21 protein-coding genes and 1 riboswitch are annotated in these 23960 nt (G+C 54.1%); of the genes, 10 read left to right on the top strand and 11 right to left on the bottom strand.

Translation table 11 applies throughout. From position 1 onward, the window contains the following. Nucleotides 1–47 precede the first annotated feature (47 nt). Nucleotides 48–821: an NAD(+) diphosphatase gene (gene nudC, locus ABLV11_RS05375; RefSeq protein ID WP_004117114.1), complete on the bottom strand. Its 774-nt coding sequence runs from the start codon at nt 819–821 to the stop codon at nt 48–50. A 95-nt stretch (nt 822–916) separates the two neighbouring features. On the opposite strand from nudC, the gene ABLV11_RS05370 reads away from it, so the two are divergent. The 10 genes from ABLV11_RS05370 (at nt 917) to ABLV11_RS05325 (ending at nt 9684) form a co-directional block, all read left to right on the top strand. Continuing rightward, the gene (locus tag ABLV11_RS05370) at nt 917–1414 is read left to right on the top strand and encodes an Rsd/AlgQ family anti-sigma factor (protein ID WP_004109697.1); all 498 of its coding nucleotides are present in this window, start codon (nt 917–919) and stop codon (nt 1412–1414) included. Between the two features lie 54 nt (nt 1415–1468). After that, a riboswitch (TPP riboswitch) is annotated at nt 1469–1582 on the top strand. Between the two features lie 85 nt (nt 1583–1667). Further along, the gene (gene thiC, locus ABLV11_RS05365; protein WP_032729273.1) at nt 1668–3563 is read left to right on the top strand and encodes a phosphomethylpyrimidine synthase ThiC; all 1896 of its coding nucleotides are present in this window, start codon (nt 1668–1670) and stop codon (nt 3561–3563) included. Beyond that, on the top strand, nt 3563–4198 hold the full coding sequence (thiE, locus tag ABLV11_RS05360) for a thiamine phosphate synthase (RefSeq protein ID WP_004109703.1): 636 nt from the start codon (nt 3563–3565) through the stop codon (nt 4196–4198). Before thiC ends, thiE begins: the two co-directional genes overlap by 1 nt. Continuing rightward, nucleotides 4191–4946 (top strand): HesA/MoeB/ThiF family protein, encoded by a 756-nt coding sequence (locus ABLV11_RS05355; protein WP_004109706.1) that lies wholly within the window; start codon nt 4191–4193, stop codon nt 4944–4946. The genes thiE and ABLV11_RS05355 overlap by 8 nt, the downstream gene beginning before the upstream one ends. Beyond that, nucleotides 4930–5130, top strand: coding sequence for a sulfur carrier protein ThiS (thiS, locus tag ABLV11_RS05350; RefSeq protein WP_004109709.1), 201 nt, complete (start codon nt 4930–4932; stop codon nt 5128–5130). Before ABLV11_RS05355 ends, thiS begins: the two co-directional genes overlap by 17 nt. A 1-nt stretch (nt 5131) precedes the next feature. Continuing rightward, nucleotides 5132–5902 carry a thiazole synthase gene (gene thiG / locus ABLV11_RS05345; protein ID WP_004109711.1) on the top strand — a complete coding sequence of 257 codons (771 nt, stop codon included), beginning with the start codon at nt 5132–5134 and terminating at the stop codon, nt 5900–5902. Further along, nucleotides 5899–7032 carry a 2-iminoacetate synthase ThiH gene (thiH, locus tag ABLV11_RS05340; protein ID WP_348855212.1) on the top strand — a complete coding sequence of 378 codons (1134 nt, stop codon included), beginning with the start codon at nt 5899–5901 and terminating at the stop codon, nt 7030–7032. The genes thiG and thiH overlap by 4 nt, the downstream gene beginning before the upstream one ends. A gap of 320 nt (nt 7033–7352) precedes the next feature. Next, the gene (locus tag ABLV11_RS05335) at nt 7353–8885 is read left to right on the top strand and encodes a sensor domain-containing diguanylate cyclase (protein WP_004109715.1); all 1533 of its coding nucleotides are present in this window, start codon (nt 7353–7355) and stop codon (nt 8883–8885) included. A 172-nt stretch (nt 8886–9057) separates the two neighbouring features. After that, on the top strand, nt 9058–9363 hold the full coding sequence (locus tag ABLV11_RS05330) for a PTS sugar transporter subunit IIB (RefSeq protein WP_004109717.1): 306 nt from the start codon (nt 9058–9060) through the stop codon (nt 9361–9363). Between the two features lie 3 nt (nt 9364–9366). Then, complete coding sequence (locus ABLV11_RS05325) at nt 9367–9684, top strand: PTS lactose/cellobiose transporter subunit IIA (RefSeq protein WP_064343563.1); 318 nt, start codon at nt 9367–9369, stop codon at nt 9682–9684. 43 nt (nt 9685–9727) lie between these two features. Here the strand turns inward: ABLV11_RS05325 and dcuB are convergent, their stop codons facing one another. The 10 genes from dcuB to ABLV11_RS05275 all read right to left on the bottom strand — a co-directional run. After that, nucleotides 9728–11068: an anaerobic C4-dicarboxylate transporter DcuB gene (gene dcuB / locus ABLV11_RS05320; protein ID WP_004117097.1), complete on the bottom strand. Its 1341-nt coding sequence runs from the start codon at nt 11066–11068 to the stop codon at nt 9728–9730. A 410-nt stretch (nt 11069–11478) separates the two neighbouring features. Further along, complete coding sequence (gene rpoC / locus ABLV11_RS05315) at nt 11479–15702, bottom strand: DNA-directed RNA polymerase subunit beta' (RefSeq protein ID WP_004109722.1); 4224 nt, start codon at nt 15700–15702, stop codon at nt 11479–11481. A gap of 76 nt (nt 15703–15778) precedes the next feature. Beyond that, a complete protein-coding gene (rpoB, locus tag ABLV11_RS05310) occupies nt 15779–19807 on the bottom strand; it encodes a DNA-directed RNA polymerase subunit beta (protein ID WP_004109725.1) in 4029 nt (1342 codons plus the stop codon). 325 nt (nt 19808–20132) lie between these two features. Beyond that, a complete protein-coding gene (gene rplL, locus ABLV11_RS05305) occupies nt 20133–20501 on the bottom strand; it encodes a 50S ribosomal protein L7/L12 (RefSeq protein WP_004109728.1) in 369 nt (122 codons plus the stop codon). A gap of 66 nt (nt 20502–20567) precedes the next feature. Beyond that, entirely contained in the window at nt 20568–21065 is a 498-nt protein-coding gene (rplJ, locus tag ABLV11_RS05300) for a 50S ribosomal protein L10 (RefSeq protein ID WP_004109731.1), read from the bottom strand. A gap of 357 nt (nt 21066–21422) precedes the next feature. Further along, the gene (gene rplA, locus ABLV11_RS05295) at nt 21423–22127 is read right to left on the bottom strand and encodes a 50S ribosomal protein L1 (protein WP_004097642.1); all 705 of its coding nucleotides are present in this window, start codon (nt 22125–22127) and stop codon (nt 21423–21425) included. Between the two features lie 3 nt (nt 22128–22130). Continuing rightward, complete coding sequence (rplK, locus tag ABLV11_RS05290) at nt 22131–22559, bottom strand: 50S ribosomal protein L11 (RefSeq protein WP_004097640.1); 429 nt, start codon at nt 22557–22559, stop codon at nt 22131–22133. 155 nt (nt 22560–22714) lie between these two features. Next, nucleotides 22715–23260: a transcription termination/antitermination protein NusG gene (gene nusG, locus ABLV11_RS05285; protein WP_002438628.1), complete on the bottom strand. Its 546-nt coding sequence runs from the start codon at nt 23258–23260 to the stop codon at nt 22715–22717. 1 nt (nt 23261) lies between these two features. Further along, a complete protein-coding gene (gene secE, locus ABLV11_RS05280; protein ID WP_004097638.1) occupies nt 23262–23645 on the bottom strand; it encodes a preprotein translocase subunit SecE in 384 nt (127 codons plus the stop codon). 232 nt (nt 23646–23877) lie between these two features. After that, nucleotides 23878–23960: hypothetical protein (locus tag ABLV11_RS05275; protein ID WP_000340867.1), on the bottom strand; the 83-nt coding region annotated here is incomplete at its 5' end.

Here is a 23960-nt window from a genome sequence, read left to right as displayed (position 1 = left end):
AGCAGCCAACAAAGAGGCAGTTTGAAGGATAAAGTGTATGTAACATGTCACTCATACTCTGCCCGACACATCGCCACGGTATCTTCAATCAGACGGCGCGCCACGGTGCCCGGCGGCGGCAAAAGCGGCAGATTGTCATAGCGATACCATCCCGCCTCCAGCAGCTCTTTCTTGTCGATGACAATCTCGCCGCTATCGTACTCGGCCATAAACGCGGTCATCAGCGATTGTGGGAACGGCCAGGGCTGGGAGGTTACATAACGCAGGTTTTTCACCTTGATGCCGCTCTCCTCCATCACTTCGCGGGCAACGGTCTGCTCCAGGGTTTCGCCAACTTCGACAAATCCGGCCAGCACCGTATGCACGCCGTTGCGATGGCGAGTATGCTGCGCCAGCAGGATAGAATCATCCCGACGGATGGCGACGATAATGCACGGGGCGATTTGCGGGTAGTAGCGTTCGCGGCAGTGGCTGCATAGCATTGCCCACTCGGTTTTGCTGGGGTGCATGGGATGGCCGCAGTAGCCGCAGAATTTATGCGAGCGGTAGAACTCCGCCAGCTGGATCCCGCGTCCCGCCAGTTGAAAAAGGCCAGCATCCTGATCGAGCACCTGACGCAGCGATCCCATCTCATGGCGACGATCCTGGCGCACCAGCCACACCGGTTCGCCCTGCCATTCGCCTATTCGCAGCGCGGTTTGCCCGGCAAGATTAAAATTTACCGCTTCGCCATATGGTAATTCCCCATCGGGTAACCATAATTTCTGTTCGTGGCTGACAATCCACCAGCCGCGATCTAATTTTTCAATAATACGATCCATATCTATTGCACTACCTTCATTTTACTGGCACTTTTAACATTAAATTTACATTTTGGTGAGCAACGTATTTCTCTTAAAACCTTGCGGAGTCAACCATGTTAAACCAGCTGGAAAACCTGACGGAACGTGTTGGAGGCAGCAATAAACTGGTCGATCGCTGGCTACAAGTACGTAAGCATTTGCTTGTGGCTTACTACAACCTGGTTGGCCTGAAGCCTGGCAAAGAATCATTTATGCGGCTTAATGAGAAAGCGCTGGATGATTTTTGCCAAAGCCTGGTGGACTACCTCTCCTCCGGCCATTTTAATATTTATGAACGCTTTATCGGCGAATTGGAAGGCGATACGCCACTTTTAGCCGCCACTAAGATTTATCCACAGCTGCAGGCTAATACCCAGCAGATCATGGATTATTACGATTCCTGCCTCGAAAACGCTATCGATCACGATAACTATCTTGAGTTCCAGCAGGCGCTATCGGACATCGGTGAAGCGCTGGAAGCCCGTTTTGCGCTGGAAGATTCGCTGATTGCCCTCGCCGTAGCCCACAGTCGAAAAGACAACGTTAGCGACAATATCGCGCCGACCGCTTGAGTTGTGAGCCATTAACGCGTAGTTTACATACATTCCCCCTCGCTGAGAGGGGATGTCATCTTGTCGGAGTGCCCATTTTCCCCACTGGAAAAGGCTGAGACCGTTAATTCGGGATCCGCGGAACCTGATCAGGCTAATACCTGCGAAGGGAACAAGAGTAAACTGCGTTTAGCATCTGCCTCTTCATGGCCGATCGCATCTGTTACTCCATCCGTCGTCTGGCAAGCCATATCCTGTTTAACTGGAATGAGCTATGTCTACAACATCACTTACGCGTCGAGAGCAACGCGAACACGCCCAGCGCTTTATCGACACCCTGGAAGGCACCGCATTTCCCAATTCGCAGCGCATCTATATCCGCGGTTCGCAGGAAGATATTCGCGTGCCGATGCGCGAAATTCAGCTGAGCCCGACGCTTATCGGCGGCAGCAAAGACCATCCTCAGTATGAAGCAAACGAAGCCATCCCGGTCTACGATACGTCCGGCCCCTATGGCGATCCGCACATCGCGATCAACGTTCAGCAGGGTCTGGCGAAACTGCGTCAGCCGTGGATTGATGCGCGTCGCGACTGCGAAACGCTTAGCGATCGCAGTTCAGCCTATACCAGAGAGCGGCTGGCGGATGATGGTCTTAACGCGCTGCGCTTTTCCGGTCTGCTTACGCCCAGGCGCGCCATCGTCGGGAAATGCGTGACGCAGCTGCACTATGCCCGTCAGGGGATTGTCACTCCTGAGATGGAATTCATCGCCATTCGCGAAAATATGGGTCGCGAACGCATTCGTGGTGAAGTGCTGCGCCAGCAGCATCCGGGCGTCGGGTTTGGCGCGCGGCTGCCGGAGAATATCACCCCGGAATTTGTGCGCGCTGAAGTTGCCGCCGGGCGCGCGATTATCCCGGCCAATATAAATCATCCGGAATCCGAGCCGATGATCATCGGCCGCAACTTCCTCGTGAAGGTTAACGCCAATATTGGTAACTCAGCGGTCACCTCGTCGATAGAAGAAGAGGTCGAGAAGCTGGTGTGGGCGACGCGCTGGGGAGCGGATACGGTTATGGACCTTTCCACCGGCCGCTATATTCATGAGACCCGCGAGTGGATCCTGCGCAATAGTCCGGTACCGATCGGTACCGTGCCGATCTACCAGGCGTTAGAAAAGGTAAACGGGATCGCCGAAGATCTTACCTGGGAAGCCTTCCGCGACACGCTGCTCGAACAGGCGGAACAAGGGGTGGACTACTTCACTATCCATGCGGGCGTGCTGCTGCGCTACGTGCCGATGACCGCCAGACGCCTGACCGGCATCGTCTCCCGCGGCGGCTCAATCATGGCGAAATGGTGCTTATCCCATCACAAAGAGAACTTTCTCTACCAACATTTTCGTGAAATCTGCGAAATCTGCGCCGCCTATGACGTTTCGCTGTCGCTGGGCGATGGCCTGCGCCCGGGCTCGATTCAGGATGCCAACGACGAAGCGCAGTTTGCCGAGCTGCACACGCTGGGAGAGCTAACCCAAATTGCGTGGGAGTATGACGTACAGGTGATGATCGAAGGCCCGGGCCATGTGCCGATGCAGATGATTCAGCGCAATATGACTGAAGAGCTGGAGCACTGTCACGAAGCGCCTTTCTATACCTTAGGGCCGCTAACCACCGATATTGCGCCTGGTTATGATCATTTCACCTCCGGGATTGGCGCAGCCATGATCGGCTGGTTCGGCTGCGCGATGCTCTGCTACGTGACGCCGAAAGAGCATCTCGGCCTGCCGAATAAAGAGGACGTTAAGCAGGGCCTGATTACCTACAAAATAGCCGCCCACGCCGCAGACCTCGCTAAAGGCCATCCCGGCGCGCAAATCCGCGATAACGCCATGTCGAAAGCGCGCTTCGAGTTCCGCTGGGAAGACCAGTTTAATCTGGCGCTCGACCCGTTCACCGCGCGCGCTTACCACGACGAAACCCTGCCGCAGGAGTCAGGCAAAGTGGCCCACTTCTGCTCCATGTGCGGCCCCAAATTTTGCTCAATGAAGATAAGCCAGGAAGTTCGCGACTACGCCGCCGCGCAGACCATCGAAGTGGGGATGGCCGATATGTCGGAAAACTTCCGCGCCCGCGGCAGTGAAATCTATCTACGTAAGGAGGAAGCCTGATGTATCAACCCGATTTTCCATCCGTCCCATTCCGTTTAGGCCTCTATCCGGTCGTCGATAGCGTCGCGTGGATCGAACGCTTACTGGCTGCGGGCGTTCGCACTCTCCAGCTGCGCATCAAGGATAAGCGCGATAGTGATGTCGAAGACGATGTCGTTGCCGCTATCACGCTGGGACGCAAATACCATGCGCGGCTGTTTATTAACGATTACTGGCGCCTGGCCATTAAACATCAGGCTTATGGCGTGCATTTAGGCCAGGAGGATCTGGAAACCACCGACCTCAGCGCCATCCGCAACGCCGGACTGCGCCTTGGCGTTTCCACCCATGACGATATGGAAATGGATATCGCGCTGGCGGCGCGTCCCTCTTACATCGCGCTTGGTCACGTTTTTCCGACACAAACCAAGCAGATGCCTTCCTCCCCTCAGGGGCTGGATCAGCTGGCGCAGCATATTCAGCGACTGGAGGATTATCCAACCGTGGCGATTGGCGGCATCAGCCTTGAGCGCGCTCCGGCAGTACTGGCCACCGGCGTCGGCAGCATTGCGGTAGTCAGCGCCATCACCCAGGCGACCGACTGGCGGCAGGCAACGGCACGGTTGCTTGAGATAGCGGGAGCCGGTGATGAATGACAGCGATTTTATGCGCTATAGCCGCCAGCTGCTGCTGGAGGATATCGCCATTGAAGGCCAGCAAAAGCTGCTGGCCAGCCGGGTGTTGATCGTGGGTCTCGGCGGGCTGGGTTCCCCCGCCGCGCTCTATCTTGCCGGAGCCGGCGTCGGCACGCTGGCGCTGGCCGATGACGACGACGTTCACGTCAGCAACCTGCAGCGACAAATTTTGTTCACCAGCGATGATATCGCTCAGCCTAAAACCACGGCCGCCAGGGCCCGGCTGGCTCGGCTAAATCCGCAGATTGAACTGATTGCGCTGAAGCAGCGGTTAGGCGGAAAGGCCCTGCAGGAGGAAGTGGCGAAGGCCGATGTGGTACTGGATTGCACCGATAACATGGCGACCCGACAGGCGATCAACGCCGCCTGCGTCGCGCTTAAAACGCCGTTGATTACTGCCAGCGCTGTCGGACTCGGAGGCCAGCTGATGGTACTGACGCCGCCGTGGGAGCAGGGCTGTTATCGCTGCCTGTGGCCGGATGCTAACGAACCCGAACGCAACTGCCGCACGGCGGGCATCATTGGCCCGGTCGTCGGCATGATGGGAACCCTACAGGCGCTGGAGGCCATCAAGCTGCTCAGCGGCATGGCGGCGCCGCGTAACGCGCTGCGCCTGTTTGATGCGCGCACCAGCAGCTGGCGTACGCTGACATTACAGCGATCTCTGGGCTGTCCGGTCTGTGGAGGGCAGCATGCAGGTGTGGTTTAACGATGAACCGTTGCAGTGTGCCGAAGCGACCTCCGTCGCCGCCCTGCTCGCTCAACTGGAACAGCAGTTACCGGGCGTCGCGCTGGCGCTCAATCAACACATCCTGCCGCGCGAACGGTGGGAAGATCATCTTTTGCAGGAAGGCGACCAAATCCTGCTTTTTCAGGTTATCGCTGGAGGCTGACATGTTACGTATTGCAGATAAAACGTTTGAATCACATCTCTTCACCGGCACCGGTAAATTCGCCGCTCCCGAGGTCATGGTGGAGGCCATTCGCGCCTCCGGTAGCCAACTGGTGACGCTGGCGATGAAGCGCGTCGATCTCCGTCAGCATAATGACGCCATCCTCGCGCCGCTGCTGGCGGCCGGCGTTAGCCTGCTCCCCAACACTTCCGGGGCCAAAACGGCGGAAGAGGCGGTATTTGCCGCCCGCCTGGCTCGGGAAGCGCTGGGCACCCACTGGCTGAAACTGGAAATTCATCCGGACGCCCGCTGGCTGCTCCCCGATCCGATCGAAACGCTGAAAGCGGCGGAGATTCTGGTTCGGGAAGGCTTCGTCGTGCTGCCCTACTGCGGCGCCGACCCGGTGCTGTGTAAACGTCTGGAAGAAGCGGGCTGCGCGGCGGTGATGCCGCTCGGCGCGCCCATCGGCTCCAATCAGGGACTGGAAACCAAAGCAATGCTGGAGATTATTATCGAACAGGCCACGGTGCCGGTGGTCGTGGATGCGGGTATTGGCGTGCCGAGCCACGCAGCGCAGGCGCTGGAAATGGGTGCCGACGCGGTCCTGGTGAATACCGCCATCGCCGTTGCCGATGACCCGGTTACCATGGCCCGGGCTTTCCGGCTGGCGATTGATGCCGGATTACTGGCGCGGCAGGCCGGACCGGGCGCGCGCAGCGCGCAGGCGCAGGCCACCAGCCCGCTGACCGGCTTTCTGGAGGCGCAGGTATGAACACCTTCACTGACCGTTGGCGACAGCTGGACTGGGACGATATTCGCCTGCGAATAAACGCGAAAACCACCGCCGACGTTGAACGCGCCCTGGCGGCCAAACAGCTCAGCCGCGACGACATGATGGCCCTGCTCTCCCCCGTCGCTGCTGGCTATCTGGAGCCTCTGGCCCAGCGTGCTCAGCGTCTGACGCGCCAGCGTTTCGGTAATACCGTCAGCTTTTATGTGCCGCTGTATCTCTCTAATCTGTGCGCCAACGACTGTACCTACTGCGGTTTCTCAATGAGTAACCGCATCAAGCGAAAAACTCTGGATGAGGCGGAAATTGCCCGTGAATGCGCGGCAATTCGCGAAATGGGTTTTGAGCATCTGCTGCTGGTGACCGGCGAGCATCAGGGCAAAGTCGGCATGGACTACTTTCGCCAGCATCTGCCCGCGATTCGCCGCCAGTTCGCCTCGCTGCATATGGAAGTCCAGCCGCTGGCGAGGGAGGAATACACCGAGCTGAAAAACCTCGGGCTGGACGGCGTGATGGTCTATCAGGAGACCTATCATGAAAGCATGTATGCGAAACACCATCTGAAAGGGAAAAAACAGGACTTTTTCTGGCGGCTGGATACGCCGGACAGGCTTGGACAGGCGGGAATTGATAAGATTGGCCTTGGCGCATTAATTGGCCTCTCCGACAGCTGGCGCGTGGACTGCTTTATGGTGGCGGAACATCTGCTGTGGCTTCAGCAGCGCTACTGGCGCAGCCGCTACTCCATCTCCTTTCCGCGACTGCGCCCGTGCGCCGGCGGTATCGAACCTGCCTCATTGATGGATGAACGACAGCTGGTGCAAACCATTTGCGCCTTCCGCCTGCTGGCCCCGGAAGTGGAACTTTCGTTATCCACCCGCGAATCCCCCTGGTTCCGCGATCGGGTCATCCCGCTGGCCATCAACAACGTCAGCGCGTTTTCAAAAACTCAGCCCGGTGGGTATGCCGATAACCATCCGGAGCTGGAGCAGTTCGCGCCTCACGATGACCGACGCCCGGAAGAGGTTGCCAGCGCGCTGGTGGCCAGCGGGCTGCAGCCGGTATGGAAAGACTGGGATAGCTGGCTGGGACGCGCTTCCCAGTCATCATGATAAGAGATGTAACGACTTAAAAGTTCCTGGTGCACGCTCGTAATCAGAGAAACGGAAGATGGTGACCGTGTTTCCGTTTCTCTATCCTGCCCTTGTCAGCAGTGGATGCTGTCCAGGGCGAAAGCTAACTCTTCCTCATTTTCGCCCTGCTCCATCCTCTTCGCTGCAAAGGCAATTCCATCAATATGGAATATTAATCAGTCCATCTCACAACGTCAGCGTTATAATTACCGGAGATTTATCTGATTCAATCGGCAGGCATGCTGGCTAAACCTGCATCTTTCTCCACGGTTTAACGCTTCTGGAACGATTTACGACTCATGGCTCGCCATAATAGAAAGCTCTCTTTCACCTCGCCGATTGTGATCGGGTTCGCCGGTATTTTATTCAGCTTCTTGCTGATAGCGGTGTTCGCCACGACGACGCAGCGAAATGATTTTCTTGAAGATTATCATCATATTAACCGCAATTTTACCCACAATATGGCGACCAACTACACGGAGACGCTGCTGCAGGGCAATGACTTTATCCTCACCCGTGCCGCCACTTTCTTTGCCCGCAATGATGCGCTCAATGAGGCGGTTAACGTCAATCCTGAAAAAGGTTTGATGCAGCTTATGCAGCTGCAAAATATGATGCAAACCGTTTCGTCCATCTCGCTGGCGGATACCAATGGGCACTACCTGCGCGCGCCCGAAGTTCTGGAGACGGAAGACAGTCAGTCTTTTGATGCCAAATCGAGACCATGGTTTATTAAACAAGCGGAAGCCAGTACCTTCAGCCGGTATACCAGCCCGTACAACGACTACTTCACGCATCATCCGACGATTACCGTCTACAAACCCATAATTTCTCCAGAAGGACGGCTAAAGGGCAGTCTCGCATTTCATCTCGATCTCACCTCAATGGGCTACGCGTTACGGCAGATGGTTGCTCCGGTCCAGGGGGAATTTTTTGTGGTGCAACGCGATGGTAAAGTCGTTCTCCATCCGGATCCTGGCGCCTTATTTAAACCCTACGTCAGTGAAGCGTTGATGGACAGAATGACCAGCGGCGAAGGCCAGCTCTACGATACCGATACGAACGCCTGGTACTACTACTACTCGTTTACCAACCCCGACTGGTTTGTCATTTATCGGGTCGATAACTCGACGCTGGTCAACTTGACTCGCCATGAAACGGATATCGTCGCCTGGAGCTTTGCCCTGGCCGCGATCGTTATCGTGCTGTTTGGCCTGTATCTGCGCCATGCTTCACGTACGGTGTTGATGAACATCATCAATGCCATTAAAACCGGGGATGTTCAGCGCGCCCCGCGGCTGGAAGCGATGCTCAGCAAAGCCATCGAGAGCAATAAGCAGCGCGAGTTAACCTACGTTCGCCAGGCGACCATCGATGCGCTAACCGGCTGCAAGAACCGACGCGCCTTCGACAATGATATCGCCGCGCTGATGAACGATCATCAACCTTTCTCTCTCGCGCTGGTGGATATTGATAACTTTAAAACGATAAATGACACCTGGGGTCACCTCAATGGCGATATCGTTCTGCGCAATGTCGCACGGGAAGGACTGCAGATCCTCCAACCTCTGCAAATTTCACTTTACCGCTACGGCGGGGAGGAGTTTGCGGTGATCTTTACCACCGGACATAGCGATGACGCTCTGAAGCTGCTGGAGAGCTGGCGGGCCCGCGTTGCGCAGCGCTCCTGGCGTGAAGAAGGGCTAACGGTCACCTTTAGCGCAGGTCTCGGCGAATGGAATATGGAACCCCTGGAGCAGCTTGTCGTGCGCGTTGATGAAGCGCTGTATAAAGCCAAGCAGCAGGGCAAGAATCGCATCGTCCGCGCGTAACAGAGCCTACCGTTTCCGGCCCGTCGGACGCGGCTTTTAGCGTTTTCTCCTCCATAACCGAAACCGGTTTCATTATTTTGTGATGACTTACACACAATCACCGTAAAGCGGTTGTCCCGCCCGCCTGCCCGCGATAAAGATGGTACATCAAGGAACATAAGGGCCAACAATTATGAAGAATATCGTTTTATGCTGCGCCGCAGGTATGTCTACCAGCATGCTGGTTCAACGTATGCAGGCTGCTGCGCAACAAAAAGGTGTGGAAGTCTCCATCAAAGCCGTACCGGTTGCCGAGTTTAAAGATAACCTTGCCGCTGCCGATATTATCCTGCTCGGCCCCCAGGTGAAGTATGAGCAGGCCAAGCTACAGGCTATGGCCGACCCGTTTGGTAAAAAAGTTGCCGTCATCGATATGATGGATTACGGCATGATGAAAGGCGAAGCCGTGCTTGATAAAGCCCTGAAGCTGATGGAGTAAGAGATGGAAGACTTAGAAACGATCATCATGGAGCTTCTGGTTAACGCCGGTTCAGCGCGTAGCTCTGCCTTAACCGCTCTGCAGCTGGCCCGTAAAGGCGATTTCTCGGCCGCCGAACAGGCGATGGCGGAATCTCACGAATTTGTCAAACATGCGCATAAAATCCAGACCCAGCTGATCGGCATGGATGAAGGCAGCGGCAAGCTTCCGGTTAACCTGATTACCGTTCATTCCCAGGACCACCTGATGAACGCGATGGTCATTCAGGATCTGGCAACCGATATGATTGAGCTCTATCGCCGAATTCCGCTCGCGCAATAACCCCAACTATTTAACAGGCGCCGCTAACGGCGCCTGTCCTCTCTTACAGAAATCCATACATCGCCGCAAATACCCAACCAAAGACGCAAGAGACGCTAACGCCAATGAGCCCTGGCAGAATAAAGCTATGGTTAATCACAAAGCGGCCGATATGCGTTGTACCAGAGCGGTCGAATTGAATCGCCGCCAGATCGCTTGGGTAGGTCGGCAGAATGTAATACCCGTAGCAGGCAGGTGCGGAAGCAACGATGTAAGCCGGATCGACGCCAATCGCCAGCGCCACCGGAACAATCGCCGCCAGCGCAGCCGCCTGTGAGTTAACAAACTTCGACACCAGCAGCAGTACGATAGCGTAAGCCCACGGATACTCTTTGACCATCTCACCGAGGACACCTTTGATTTCGGTCATATGTGCGCCAAACATCGTCTCCGCCATCCACGCGATACCGTACACCGCGACAATGGCGATCATCCCGGAACGGAACACCTCATTTTTGGAAATCGAAGCGGGATTGGTTTTGGTAATGATGATGATGAGCGCCCCGGAAAGCAGCATAAACATTTGGATCACCAGCACCATCGACAGCGGCTTGTCATCAAAGGCCGGACGCAGCTCGGAGAAGGCGCCGAGCAGGGCGACAACGGCTATTGAGGCCAGAAAAATCCACATCGCAATCCAGTTACTGGTCGGCAGCTTCTTATCGAGCAGCGTGGCCGTATCACCATAAACGTAATGGCGGTTTTCCGGCACCGCAATAAAAGCCTGAAAGGCTTCGTCTTTATCGAGGTCTTTACCGCGAAACCAGCTGAAGATACCAATGGCCAGAATCCCCAGCAGCGTTGACGGAATAGTGATCGCCAGCAGATCGAGAAACTCAAGGTGCTTACCGTTAAAGGTGAAATTGCCGAGCATCGCCACCAGCGAGACGACTGCCACCGAAACCGGGCTGGCGATAATCCCCATCTGCGCGCCGATCGAACTCGCGGCCATCGGTCGTTCCGGGCGAATATTATTTTTAATCGCAACATCATAAATAATTGGCAGAATGGTATATACCACGTGCCCGGTTCCGCAAAGAATGGTCAACGTGCAGGTGACGAATGGCGCCACGATTGAAACGTATTTCGGGTTGCGCCGCAGCAGTTTCTCCGCAATCTGCAGCATAACGTCTAAACCGCCGGAAGCCTGCAGCGTCGCTGAGGCGGCCACCACCGCAATGATCACCAGCATGACGTCTACAGGGGGTTTTCCCGGCTTAAGATGAAAGACAAACACTAAAATAACCAGACCAATGCCGCCTAAAAGGCCGAGCGCAATACCGCCCTTTCTCGCGCCATAGAACAAACAAATTAAGATAATGATAAGTTGAATAGCAAATTCCATGCTTCCCCCAGACGCTATCTTTTAAATAGCGACAATACTTTTCCGCTTTGTTTTTTATTTACTCATCTTCCCCGCCCCCTTTCGCCAGATACAGCGATCCCCTCAGTTGCGAAGAACCGAAAAGATGAGGGAAAAGTAATCACATGATTATTTGAGCTTTTTGACTATATAGCGTTTGCGGCGCGTATTTTTTGATACGTGTAGGATTTTTACCCATTGATTGATGATGAAAATCTGAAACAGAAATAAATAATCTTGAAGGGGGAGTTTATTTGCTAATTAATTGCAGCGATTACATTAATTAAATGTAATTAAAAAGTATAACGAATAAATAATAGCAGCAACGGACAGGCAATAAAAAAGCCAGTCAGATGATCTGACTGGCTTTTAAGCGCTTAGCGAATCAACGATTAATCGTTGTCGGAACCGCCCAGACCCGCGTTCAGCAGCTCTGCCAGGTTAGCAGAAGCTTCTTCCACGCTGACCTGCGGCGCTGCTGGCAGCTCGCCGGCTGCGCGGCGGCGCATACGATCCTGGTGGTAGGCATAACCGGTACCGGCCGGGATCAGACGACCCACGATAACGTTCTCTTTCAGGCCACGCAGTTCGTCGCGTTTACCCGCAACGGCTGCTTCGGTCAGGACACGCGTGGTCTCCTGGAACGATGCGGCAGAGATGAACGATTCGGTTGCCAGGGACGCTTTGGTGATACCCAGCAGATCGCGGGAGAACGTTGCACCCACTTTGCCGTTCGCTTCCAGCTCGCGGTTAGCGATCTTGACGCGAGAGTATTCAACCTGTTCGCCTTCCAGGAAGTCGGAGCTACCGGCGCTTTCGATGGTCGCTTTACGCAGCATCTGACGAACGATAACTTCAATGTGCTTATCGTTAATCTTAACGCCCTGCAGACGGTATACGTCCTGGACTTCGTTAACAATATAACGAGTCACAGCATGTACGCCACGCAGACGCAGAATGTCGTGCGGTGCTTCCGGACCGTCGGAAACTACATCACCACGTTCTACGCGTTCACCTTCGAACACGTTGAGCTGACGCCATTTAGGAATCATCTCTTCGTACGGATCGCTACCGTCTACCGGGGTGATAACCAGACGACGTTTCCCTTTGGTTTCTTTACCGAAGGAAATGATGCCGCTGATTTCAGCCAGGATTGCCGGCTCTTTCGGACGACGCGCTTCGAACAGGTCGGCAACGCGCGGCAGACCACCGGTGATGTCCTTGGTACCGCCGGATTCCTGCGGTACACGCGCCAGGGTGTCACCAGAACTGATCTGTACGCCATCTTCCAGCTGAACAATCGCTTTACCCGGCAGGAAGTACTGCGCAGGCATATCGGTGCCAGGGATCAGAACATCATTACCCTGAGCATCAACGATTTTCAGCGCCGGACGCAGGTCTTTACCGCCAGTGGTACGCTCTGCAGAATCCAGAACCACCAGAGAAGACAGGCCGGTCAGCTCGTCGGTCTGACGAGTAATGGTCTGGCCGTCAATCATGTCAGTGAAGCGGACGAAACCGCTCACTTCGGTGATAACCGGCATGGTGTGCGGATCCCAGTTCGCTACGGTTTCACCGCCGGCAACCTGCTCACCATCACCTTTCGCCATAACGGAGCCGTAAGGCACTTTATAGCTCTCTTTGGTACGACCGAATTCGTCGATCAGTTTCAGCTCGGTATTACGGGACGTAATAACCAGCTTACCGCTGGAGTTCACAACCGACTTCGCATTGCTCAGACGGATGCTACCTTTGTTTTTCACCTGGATGCTGGACTCAGCAGCCGCACGAGATGCCGCACCACCGATGTGGAACGTACGCATCGTCAGCTGTGTACCCGGCTCACCGATGGACTGTGCCGCGATAACGCCGATAGCCTCACCTTTGTTGATGATGTGGCCACGCGCCAGGTCACGACCGTAGCAGTGCGCACATACACCAAAGTCGGTGTCACAGGATACAACGGAACGCACTTTGACGGAGTCAACGGAGTTCTCTTCCAGCAGATCGCACCAGTGCTCATGAAGCAGCGTGTTGCGTGGAACCAGAATGTCCGCCGTACCCGGCTTCAGAACGTCTTCAGCGGTCACACGACCCAGTACGCGATCGCGCAGCGGCTCTTTAACATCGCCACCCTCGATAACCGGGGTCATGGTGATGCCTTCCAGGGTGCCACAGTCGTCTTCAGTAACGACCAGGTCCTGTGCAACGTCAACCAGACGACGGGTCAGGTAACCGGAGTTCGCTGTTTTCAGTGCGGTATCCGCCAGACCTTTACGCGCACCGTGCGTGGAGATGAAGTACTGGAGTACGTTCAGACCTTCACGGAAGTTCGCGGTGATTGGCGTTTCGATGATTGAGCCATCCGGCTTCGCCATCAGACCACGCATACCGGCAAGCTGACGAATCTGTGCAGCAGAACCACGCGCACCGGAGTCGGCCATCATGTAGATGCTGTTGAAGGAAACCTGCTGCTCTTCTTCGCCGTTACGGTTAATAACGGTTTCGGTTTGCAGGTTGTCCATCATCGCTTTGGATACACGATCGTTGGCCGCAGCCCAGATATCGATAACTTTGTTATAGCGTTCGCCAGCGGTCACCAGACCCGACTGGAACTGCTCCTGAATCTCAGCAACTTCCGCTTCCGCTTCGCTGATGATTTCGTATTTTTTCTCCGGGATGACCATGTCATCGATACCAACGGATGCACCTGAACGCGCTGCATAAGCAAAGCCGGTGTACATCGTCTGGTCCGCAAAAATAACGGTCGGTTTCAGGCCCAGAATACGGTAGCAGGTGTTCAGCATCTTAGAGATAGCCTTCTTACCCAGCGCCTGGTTGACGATGGAGAAAGGCAGACCTTTCGGTACGATCATCCACAGAATGGCGCGACCAACGGTCGTATCTTTCAGGCTGGTTTTCGCAACGAATTCGCCGTTTTCATCTTTTTCGTATTCGGTGATACGCACTTTAACGCGCGCATGCAGAGAGGCCAGGCCAGCGCGATAAATACGCTCAGCTTCTTTCGGGCCAGTCAGCACCATGCCTTCGCCTTTGGCGTTAACACAGTCACGGGTCATGTAGTACAGACCCAGTACAACGTCCTGAGACGGAACGATGATAGGCTCACCGTTCGCTGGAGACAGGATGTTGTTAGTAGACATCATCAGCGCACGCGCTTCGAGCTGGGCTTCCAGCGTCAGCGGTACGTGAACAGCCATCTGGTCACCATCGAAGTCGGCGTTGTATGCCGCACAAACCAGCGGGTGCAGCTGGATAGCTTTACCTTCGATCAGCACTGGTTCAAATGCCTGGATCCCCAGACGGTGCAAGGTTGGTGCACGGTTCAGCAGTACCGGGTGTTCGCGGATGACTTCGTCCAGGATATCCCAAACGACAGCTTCTTCGCGCTCAACCATTTTCTTAGCGGCTTTGATGGTGGTGGCCAGGCCACGCAGCTCCAGCTTGCCGTAAATAAACGGTTTGAACAGCTCCAGCGCCATTTTCTTCGGCAGACCGCACTGATGCAGACGCAGGTATGGACCTACGGTGATTACAGAACGACCGGAGTAGTCAACACGCTTACCGAGCAGGTTCTGACGGAAACGACCCTGCTTACCTTTGATCATATCGGCCAAAGATTTCAGAGGACGTTTGTTAGAACCGGTGATCGCACGACCGCGACGACCGTTATCCAGCAGGGCGTCAACCGCTTCCTGCAGCATACGTTTTTCGTTGCGTACGATGATGTCCGGCGCAGCCAGATCCAGCAGACGTTTCAGACGGTTGTTACGGTTAATGACGCGACGATACAGATCGTTCAGGTCAGAAGTCGCAAAACGACCACCATCCAGCGGAACCAGCGGACGCAGATCTGGCGGCAGTACCGGCAGAACGGTCAGGATCATCCACTCCGGCTTGTTGCCAGACTGTACGAACGCTTCCAGCAGTTTGATACGCTTGGTCAGCTTCTTACGCTTGGTTTCGGAGTTGGTTTCGTTCAGCTCTTCGCGCAGAGTTTCACACTCTTGCTCCAGATCCATGCTCTTCAGCAGGGCCTGGATAGCTTCCGCACCCATCTTCGCGTCAAATTCGTCACCGAACTCTTCCAGCGCGTCCAGATACTGTTCTTCAGTCAGGATCTGCTGGCGTTCCAGGTTGGTCATACCGCCTTCGATAACCACATAGGATTCGAAGTACAGCACGCGTTCGATATCGCGCAGCGGCATATCGAGTAGCAGGCCGATACGGGACGGCAGAGACTTCAGGAACCAGATATGAGCGGTCGGAGACGCCAGCTCGATGTGGCCCATACGCTCACGGCGCACTTTAGTCTGGGTCACTTCAACGCCGCACTTCTCACAGATCACACCGCGGTGTTTCAGGCGCTTGTACTTACCGCACAGGCACTCGTAGTCTTTTACTGGCCCGAAAATACGCGCGCAGAAAAGGCCGTCACGCTCAGGTTTGAACGTACGGTAGTTAATGGTTTCCGGCTTTTTAACTTCACCAAAAGACCATGAACGGATCATGTCTGGCGATGCCAGAGCAATTTTGATCGCATCAAACTCTTCGGTTTTAGTTTGCGCTTTCAGAAACTTTAATAAGTCTTTCACGGATTTGCTCCCGTCGGAGTTAGCACAATCTGGCGCCGGGTCTTACCCCGGCGCCAGTGACCTGTTTGAGCGAGAGTTACTCGTCTTCCAGTTCGATGTTGATGCCCAGCGAGCGAATCTCTTTCAACAGTACGTTGAAGGATTCCGGCATGCCCGGTTCCATCTGATGGTTGCCATCCACGATGTTCTTATACATCTTAGTACGGCCGTTCACGTCATCAGACTTAACGGTGAGCATTTCCTGCAGGGTGTATGCTGCGCCATATGCTTCCAGCGCCCACACTTCCATCTCCCCGAAGCGCTGACCACCGAACTGTGCCTTACCACCCAGCGGCTGCTGAGTAACCAGGCTGTAAGAACCGGTAGAACGCGCATGCATCTTGTCATCAACCAGGTGGTTCAGTTTCAGCATGTACATGTAGCCAACGGTAACCTGGCGCTCGAATTGCTCACCGGTACGACCGTCGAACAGGGTGATCTGGCCGGAAGTCGGCAGGCCACCAAGCTGTAACAGCTCCTTGATTTCAGACTCTTTCGCACCGTCGAAGACCGGCGTTGCGATCGGCATACCTTTTTTCAGGTTTTCAGCGAGACGCATAACTTCTTCGTCAGTGAAGGTATTCAGATCAACCTTCTGACGAACGTCGGTACCCAGATCGTAGGCACGCTGGATGAACTCGCGCAGTTTGGCGACTTCCTGCTGCTGTTTCAGCATGGCGTTGATTTTCTCGCCAATACCTTTCGCAGCCATACCCAGGTGAGTTTCCAGGATCTGACCGATGTTCATACGAGACGGTACGCCCAGCGGGTTCAGTACGATGTCGACCGGCGTGCCGTTTTCATCGTAAGGCATATCTTCGATCGGGTTGATCTTAGAGATAACACCCTTGTTACCGTGACGACCTGCCATTTTGTCACCAGGCTGAATCTGACGTTTAACGGCCAGATACACTTTAACGATCTTCAGCACGCCCGGTGCCAGATCGTCGCCCTGAGTGATTTTACGGCGTTTCGCTTCGAGTTTTTTCTCGAACTCGTGTTTCAGTTCGTCGTACTGCTCAGCCAGCTGCTCCAGCTGGTTTTGTTTCTCTTCGTCGGTCAGGCCGAGTTCCAGCCAGCGATCGCGCGGCAGCTTGTCGAGCTTCTCAGCTTCGATACCGCCGGAGACCAGCACCGCATAGATACGACCAAACAGGCCAGCTTCGAGGATCTGCAGTTCTTCAGACAGGTCTTTCTTCGCCTGTTTGAGTTGCATCTCTTCGATTTCCAGCGCGCGTTTGTCTTTTTCTACGCCGTCGCGGGTGAAGACCTGAACGTCGATAATGGTACCGGAGACACCGTTTGGCACGCGCAGAGAAGAGTCTTTAACGTCAGACGCTTTCTCACCGAAGATCGCACGCAGCAGTTTCTCTTCTGGCGTCAGCTGGGTTTCACCTTTCGGGGTTACTTTACCAACCAGAATATCGCCACCGGTCACTTCCGCACCGATATAAACGATACCGGACTCATCCAGTTTAGAGAGTGCAGCTTCACCCACGTTCGGGATATCAGCGGTGATCTCTTCCGGCCCCAGCTTGGTGTCGCGGGACACGCACGCCAGTTCCTGAATGTGGATGGTGGTAAAACGGTCTTCCTGAACAACACGCTCGGATACGAGGATGGAGTCTTCGAAGTTGTAACCGTTCCACGGCATGAACGCGACGCGCATGTTCTGACCGAGCGCCAGTTCACCGAGGTCGGTAGACGGACCGTCAGCCAGCACGTCACCGCGCTCAATCGGCTCGCCCAGAGAGACACACGGCATCTGGTTGATGCAGGTGTTCTGGTTAGAGCGGGTGTACTTGGTCAGGTTATAGATGTCGATACCTGCTTCGCCCGGGTACATCTCGTCTTCGTTAACTTTGATAACGATACGGGACGCATCCACGTACTGAACCAGGCCGCCACGTTTAGCCACCGCAGTTACACCGGAGTCAACGGCAACAGCACGTTCCATACCGGTACCAACCAGCGGCTTATCAGCACGCAGGGTCGGAACGGCCTGACGTTGCATGTTCGCACCCATCAATGCACGGTTGGCGTCATCGTGTTCCAGGAACGGGATCAGGGACGCACCGACGGAAACCACCTGCTGGGTGGATACGTCCATGTAGTCAACCTGATCGCGGCTGAACAAGCTGGATTCGCCTTTACTACGGCAGGTAACCAGATCTTCTACAAAGTGGCCTTCGTCATCCAGGTTGGAGTTCGCCTGAGCAATAACGTAGTTACCTTCTTCGATAGCAGACAGGTAATGAATTTCGTCGGTCACAACGCCGTCGGTGACTTTACGATACGGAGTCTCAAGGAAGCCGTATTCGTTCGTCTGTGCGTACACGGACAGGGAGTTGATCAGACCGATGTTCGGACCTTCAGGCGTTTCGATTGGACATACGCGACCGTAGTGAGTCGGGTGTACGTCTCGAACTTCAAAGCCTGCGCGTTCGCGAGTCAGGCCGCCCGGGCCGAGTGCAGAGATACGACGTTTGTGCGTAATCTCAGACAGCGGGTTGTTCTGGTCCATAAACTGAGACAGCTGGCTGGAGCCAAAGAACTCTTTCACTGCTGCAGAAATCGGCTTGGCGTTGATCATATCCTGAGGCATCAGGGTATCCAGATCGCCCAGAGACAGACGCTCTTTCACCGCACGCTCTACGCGAACCAGGCCAACGCGGAACTGGTTTTCCGCCATTTCGCCAACGGAACGGATACGACGGTTGCCAAGGTGGTCGATATCATCGACTTCGCCTTTACCGTTACGGATATCGATGAGCTTCTTCATCACTTCAATGATGTCTTCTTTGCTCAGGATACCGGAACCTTCGATTTCGTCGCGCAGCAGAGAACGGTTGAACTTCATACGACCAACCGCGGACAGATCGTAGCGGTCTTCGGAGAAGAACAGGTTCTCGAACAGGCTTTCAGCAGCTTCACGAGTCGGCGGCTCACCAGGGCGCATCATGCGGTAGATTTCTACCAGTGCGCTCAGACGATCGTTGGTCGGGTCAACGCGTACAGTCTCAGAGATGTACGGACCGTGATCCAGATCGTTGGTGAACAGCGTTTCGATACGCTTATGGCCAGACTGGCTCAGCTTGGCCAGCAGATCCAGGCTCAGCTCCATGTTCGCCGGGCAGATCAGCTCGCCAGTAGATTCGTCAACATAGTCTTTAGAGGCAACTTTGCCAGCGATGTACTCAACCGGAACTTCGATATGTTTGATATCGTCTTTTTCCAGCTGGCGAATGTGACGCGCAGTGATGCGGCGTCCTTTCTCAACGTACACTTTACCGTTCGCTTCGATATCGAAGGAGGCGGTTTCGCCGCGCAGACGCTCCGGTACCAGTTCCATCTGCAGCTTGTTGTCGCGAATTTCAAAGACCACTTTTTCGAAGAACAGGTCAAGGATCTGCTCAGTGGTGTAATTCAGCGCGCGCAGAATGATGGTAGCCGGCAGCTTACGACGACGGTCGATACGGACAAACAGGTTGTCTTTCGGGTCGAATTCGAAGTCCAGCCAGGAGCCACGGTAAGGGATGATACGTGCGTTATACAGAACCTTACCGGAAGAGTGAGTCTTACCTTTGTCACTGTCAAAGAAGACGCCCGGGCTACGGTGCAGCTGAGAAACGATAACGCGCTCGGTACCGTTGATAACAAAGGTACCGTTGTCGGTCATGAGCGGAATTTCGCCCATGTAGACTTCTTGTTCTTTAATGTCTTTAACGGTGCCTTCCGGCGCTTCGCGCTCGTAGATCACCAGACGCAGTTTAACGCGCAGCGGTGCCGAGTAGGTCACGCCACGGATCTGACATTCTTTAACGTCAAAAACCGGTTCGCCCAGACGGTAGCTGACATACTGCAGCTCAGAATTACCGCTGTAGCTCTTAATCGGGAATACGGAACGGAAAGCTGCTTCCAGACCATACTGCCCTTCAGGATCTTGCTCGATGAACTTCTGAAACGAGTCAAGCTGGATAGAAAGGAGATAAGGTATGTCCAGAACCTGCGGACGTTTACCAAAATCCTTACGAATACGTTTTTTCTCGGTATAGGAGTAAACCATAGGGTTCCTCAGCTCGCTGACAAGTCGACCCATCTGCCCACATAAGGCAGTTTTTTATGCAACACTATTTTGTTGACCGGAAAATGGAACACTTTCCGCAATACCTGTTTCTATCACGCTTAAACCATTTCATTGCGATTTACACAGCTCAGGGACCCTAACCTGTCGCAGTATATTAAGTCGTCTATAGAAACAAGCATTGTCAGGACAACCAGTAGTCAAACAGTGTGAAATGCTACTGGCGCCTTACAGCGCAAAAAGGCTGGTGACCAAAAAGTCACCAGCCATCAGCCTGATTTCTCAGGCTGCAACCGGAAAGGTTGGCTTATTTAACTTCAACTTCAGCGCCAGCTTCTTCCAGAGATTTTTTCAGTGCTTCAGCGTCATCTTTGCTCACGCCTTCTTTCAGAGCAGCCGGAGCAGATTCTACCAGGTCTTTAGCTTCTTTCAGACCCAGGCCAGTCGCGCCACGTACTGCTTTGATAACGGCAACTTTGTTCGCGCCGATACCTTTCAGAATTACGTCGAATTCAGTTTTTTCTTCAGCAGCGTCAGCAGCCGGGCCAGCAGCAACAGCTACAGCAGCAGCAGCGGAAACACCGAATTTTTCTTCCATTGCAGAGATCAGCTCAACAACGTCCATTACGGACATAGCGGATACTGCTTCAATGATTTGATCTTTAGTGATAGACATTTAAATTGTTCCTGAATATCAGAATAAGTTTATACGTAAGCAGATGCTTTATGAAGATAACTGCGATTAAGCAGCTTCTTTCGCATCGCGTACAGCAGCCAGAGTGCGAACCAGTTTGCCAGCCGAAGCTTCTTTCATGGTTGCCATCAGGCGTGCAATTGCTTCTTCGTAGGTCGGCAGAGTTGCCAGGCGGTCGATTTGCGACGCCGGGATCAGCTCACCTTCAAAGGCTGCGGCTTTGACCTCAAATTTTGCATTCGCTTTCGCGAAATCTTTGAACAGACGAGCAGCTGCGCCCGGGTGTTCCATAGAGTATGCAATCAGGGTCGGACCAACAAACGTGTCTTTCAGGCACTCGAAAGGAGTACCTTCAACGACGCGGCGCAGCAGGGTGTTACGAACAACACGCATGTATACGCCAGCTTCACGACCTGCTTTACGCAGTTCAGTCATTTTGTCTACAGTAACGCCACGGGAATCCGCAACTACTGCAGACAGCGCGCCTTTGGCTACTTCGCTGACTTCAGCAACAATCGCTTGTTTGTCTTGAAGATTTAAAGCCATTAGCTTTGCTCCTGGATGTTTGCCAGAGCTCATGCTCCGGAACTCACTTCACTCAACTCAAAGAGAAGAGCGTCTTAATACGGTGAGCAGAAACAAGCCAGAGTATCCAAAAATAATCTTAGCGTTCTGTCACCGTCTACGCAGGGGATTAAGTTTCTTGCGAAACACCTGCGGTCTTCGACGGAGGCCTGGATAGGCCAGGCTCCAACGAACAAATCTTGTCTAGCCGTCGCTATTCACGCAGTGGCGGCGTTGACTGCCTTGCCACAGCCTGAATATCTCGGCTATACGTCTGCTATAAGCAGAATACGTGGGGGTAAGATTGTAGACAAATTCACCGCCCACGTAAAGCTAATCTTAGTTCGCAGAAGCGCTCAGACCAGCCTGATCAACGGCAACGCCAGCACCCATGGTGGTGGAGATGCTGATTTTCTTGATGTACACGCCTTTAGCCTGAGTCGGTTTCGCTTTTTTCAGCGCAACCAGCAGAGCTTCCAGGTTTTCTTTCAGTTTATCAGCGTCAAAATCCACTTTACCGATGGTGGTGTGGATGATGCCGTTTTTGTCGTTACGGTAACGAACCTGACCTGCTTTAGCGTTCTTAACCGCTTCAGCAACGTTCGGAGTTACAGTACCAACTTTCGGGTTTGGCATCAGGCCGCGCGGACCCAGAACCTGGCCCAGCTGGCCAACAACGCGCATTGCATCCGGAGAAGCAATAACCACGTCAAAGTTCATTTCGCCTTTTTTGATCTGGTCAGCCAGATCTTCCATACCTACCAGCTCTGCGCCAGCAGCTTTAGCTGCTTCAGCGTTCGGGCCCTGGGCAAATACGGCTACGCGAACTGAACGGCCAGTACCGTGCGGCAGTACGGTCGCGCCACGAACGTTCTGGTCAGATTTACGAGCGTCAATGCCGAGGTTAACGGCAACATCAACGCTTTCAACGAACTTAGCAGTCGCCAGTTCTTTCAGCAGAGAGATGGCTTCGTTGATGTCGTACTGTTTGGTCGCATCAACTTTGTCACGAATCACGGACATGCGCTTGGTCAGTTTAGCCATTTCTTAGTCCTCCACTACCAGGCCCATGGAACGTGCAGTACCTTCAATGGAGCGAGTCATCGCTTCAATGTCGGAACCAGTCATGTCGGCAGCTTTGGTCTGCGCGATTTCCTGCAGCTGAGCGCGGGAAATTTTACCTACTTTGTCTTTGTTCGGTTTACCGGAACCAGACTTGATACCAGCCGCTTTTTTCAGCAGAACTGCTGCCGGCGGAGTTTTGGTAACGAAGGTGAAAGAACGGTCAGCGTAAACGGTGATAACAACCGGGATTGGCAGACCTTTTTCCAGGGATTCAGTTTTTGCGTTGAACGCTTTGCAGAATTCCATGATGTTCACACCCTGCTGACCCAGTGCTGGACCAACCGGCGGACTCGGGTTTGCCATACCAGCTGCAACCTGCAGCTTGACGTAGGCTTGTACTTTCTTAGCCATTTAAATTTCCTCGTTTGGGTGTAGCGCCTTACAAAAGGCTCCCCGTGATAAATATCGCTTTACGGGCATCAGGCCCATAAAAACAAAAGGCGCGAAATTGTATGCCAATTTCGCGCCTCATGCAACGATTAAAGCGTTGCTTTTTTGATCGGCGGTTAAGCCTTTTCTACCTGGGCAAAGTCCAGCTCGACCGGCGTCGCACGACCGAAGATAGAAACGGACACTTTCAGACGAGACTTTTCGTAGTCCACTTCTTCAACCACGCCGTTAAAGTCGGCAAATGGGCCGTCGCTAACGCGTACCATTTCACCCGGCTCAAACAGCGTTTTCGGCCGCGGCTTATCGCCAACCTGCTGCAGACGGTTCATGATCGCATCGACTTCTTTGTCACTGATAGGCGCCGGACGGTCAGAAGTGCCGCCGATAAAGCCCATCACACGCGGTACGCTGCGCACCAGGTGCCAGCTCGCGTCGTTCATCACCATCTGGACCAGCACGTAGCCCGGGAAGAATTTACGTTCGCTTTTACGACGCTGGCCGCCGCGGATTTCGACCACTTCTTCGGTCGGCACCATGACTTCGCCAAACAGCTCTTCCATATTGTGTAATTTGATATGTTCACGCAACGAGGTAGCTACGCGACCTTCAAAACCAGAAAACGCCTGAACGACGTACCAGCGTTTTTTAGGAGCTTCAGACATCTCAGAACCTCAGGCCAGTGATAAAGGATACCAGGCGAACCAGAATACCATCCAGTCCCCACAGGATCAGTGACATTACGGCGGTCACCGCGGCAACAATCAACGTGGTATGCAGCGTTTCCTGGCGAGTCGGCCAGATCACCTTACGGACTTCGGTTCTCGCTTCACGAGCGAAAGCGACTGTCGCCTTACCTTTTGTCGTTAACAGCGCGACACCGCCTGCTGCAGCGATCAGAATCACTACGGCCAGCGCACGCACTGCCAGCATAATGTCACGATAAAGGAAGTTGCCGACGATGGCCACAACCAGCAGCACGACAACGATTGTCCACTTCATCGCTTCGAGGCCGCGCCCGCTCCCTTGAGCTTCGGTATTCGCACTCATAAACCAACCTGTCACAAGAATTCAGACAAATAACTTCACCCCGCATGAAATGCGAGGCGACCAAACCGAAATGCTCTGCTGCGTTTCGGACTTAACGCCCTCTTCAGAGCCTGTCTCAGCAATGATTATGACCCAAAAAATCACTGATGAGCCAGGTTCTGGTGTGAAAGCGTGCAAAAAGGGCATCAAATGATGCCCTTTTATTGCGCATTGCGTCAAATGTTATCAGCAATTAGCCGAGAACTTTAGCAACCACGCCTGCGCCAACGGTACGGCCGCCTTCACGGATTGCGAAACGCAGACCGTCGTCCATCG

The sequence above is a fragment of the Klebsiella sp. GW_Kp181 genome (genome assembly GCF_040062315.1).
Taxonomy (GTDB): domain Bacteria; phylum Pseudomonadota; class Gammaproteobacteria; order Enterobacterales; family Enterobacteriaceae; genus Klebsiella; species Klebsiella oxytoca.
The sequence above is the reverse complement of the archived record's forward strand: the minus strand, read 5'-3'. Positions and strand labels throughout refer to the sequence as shown.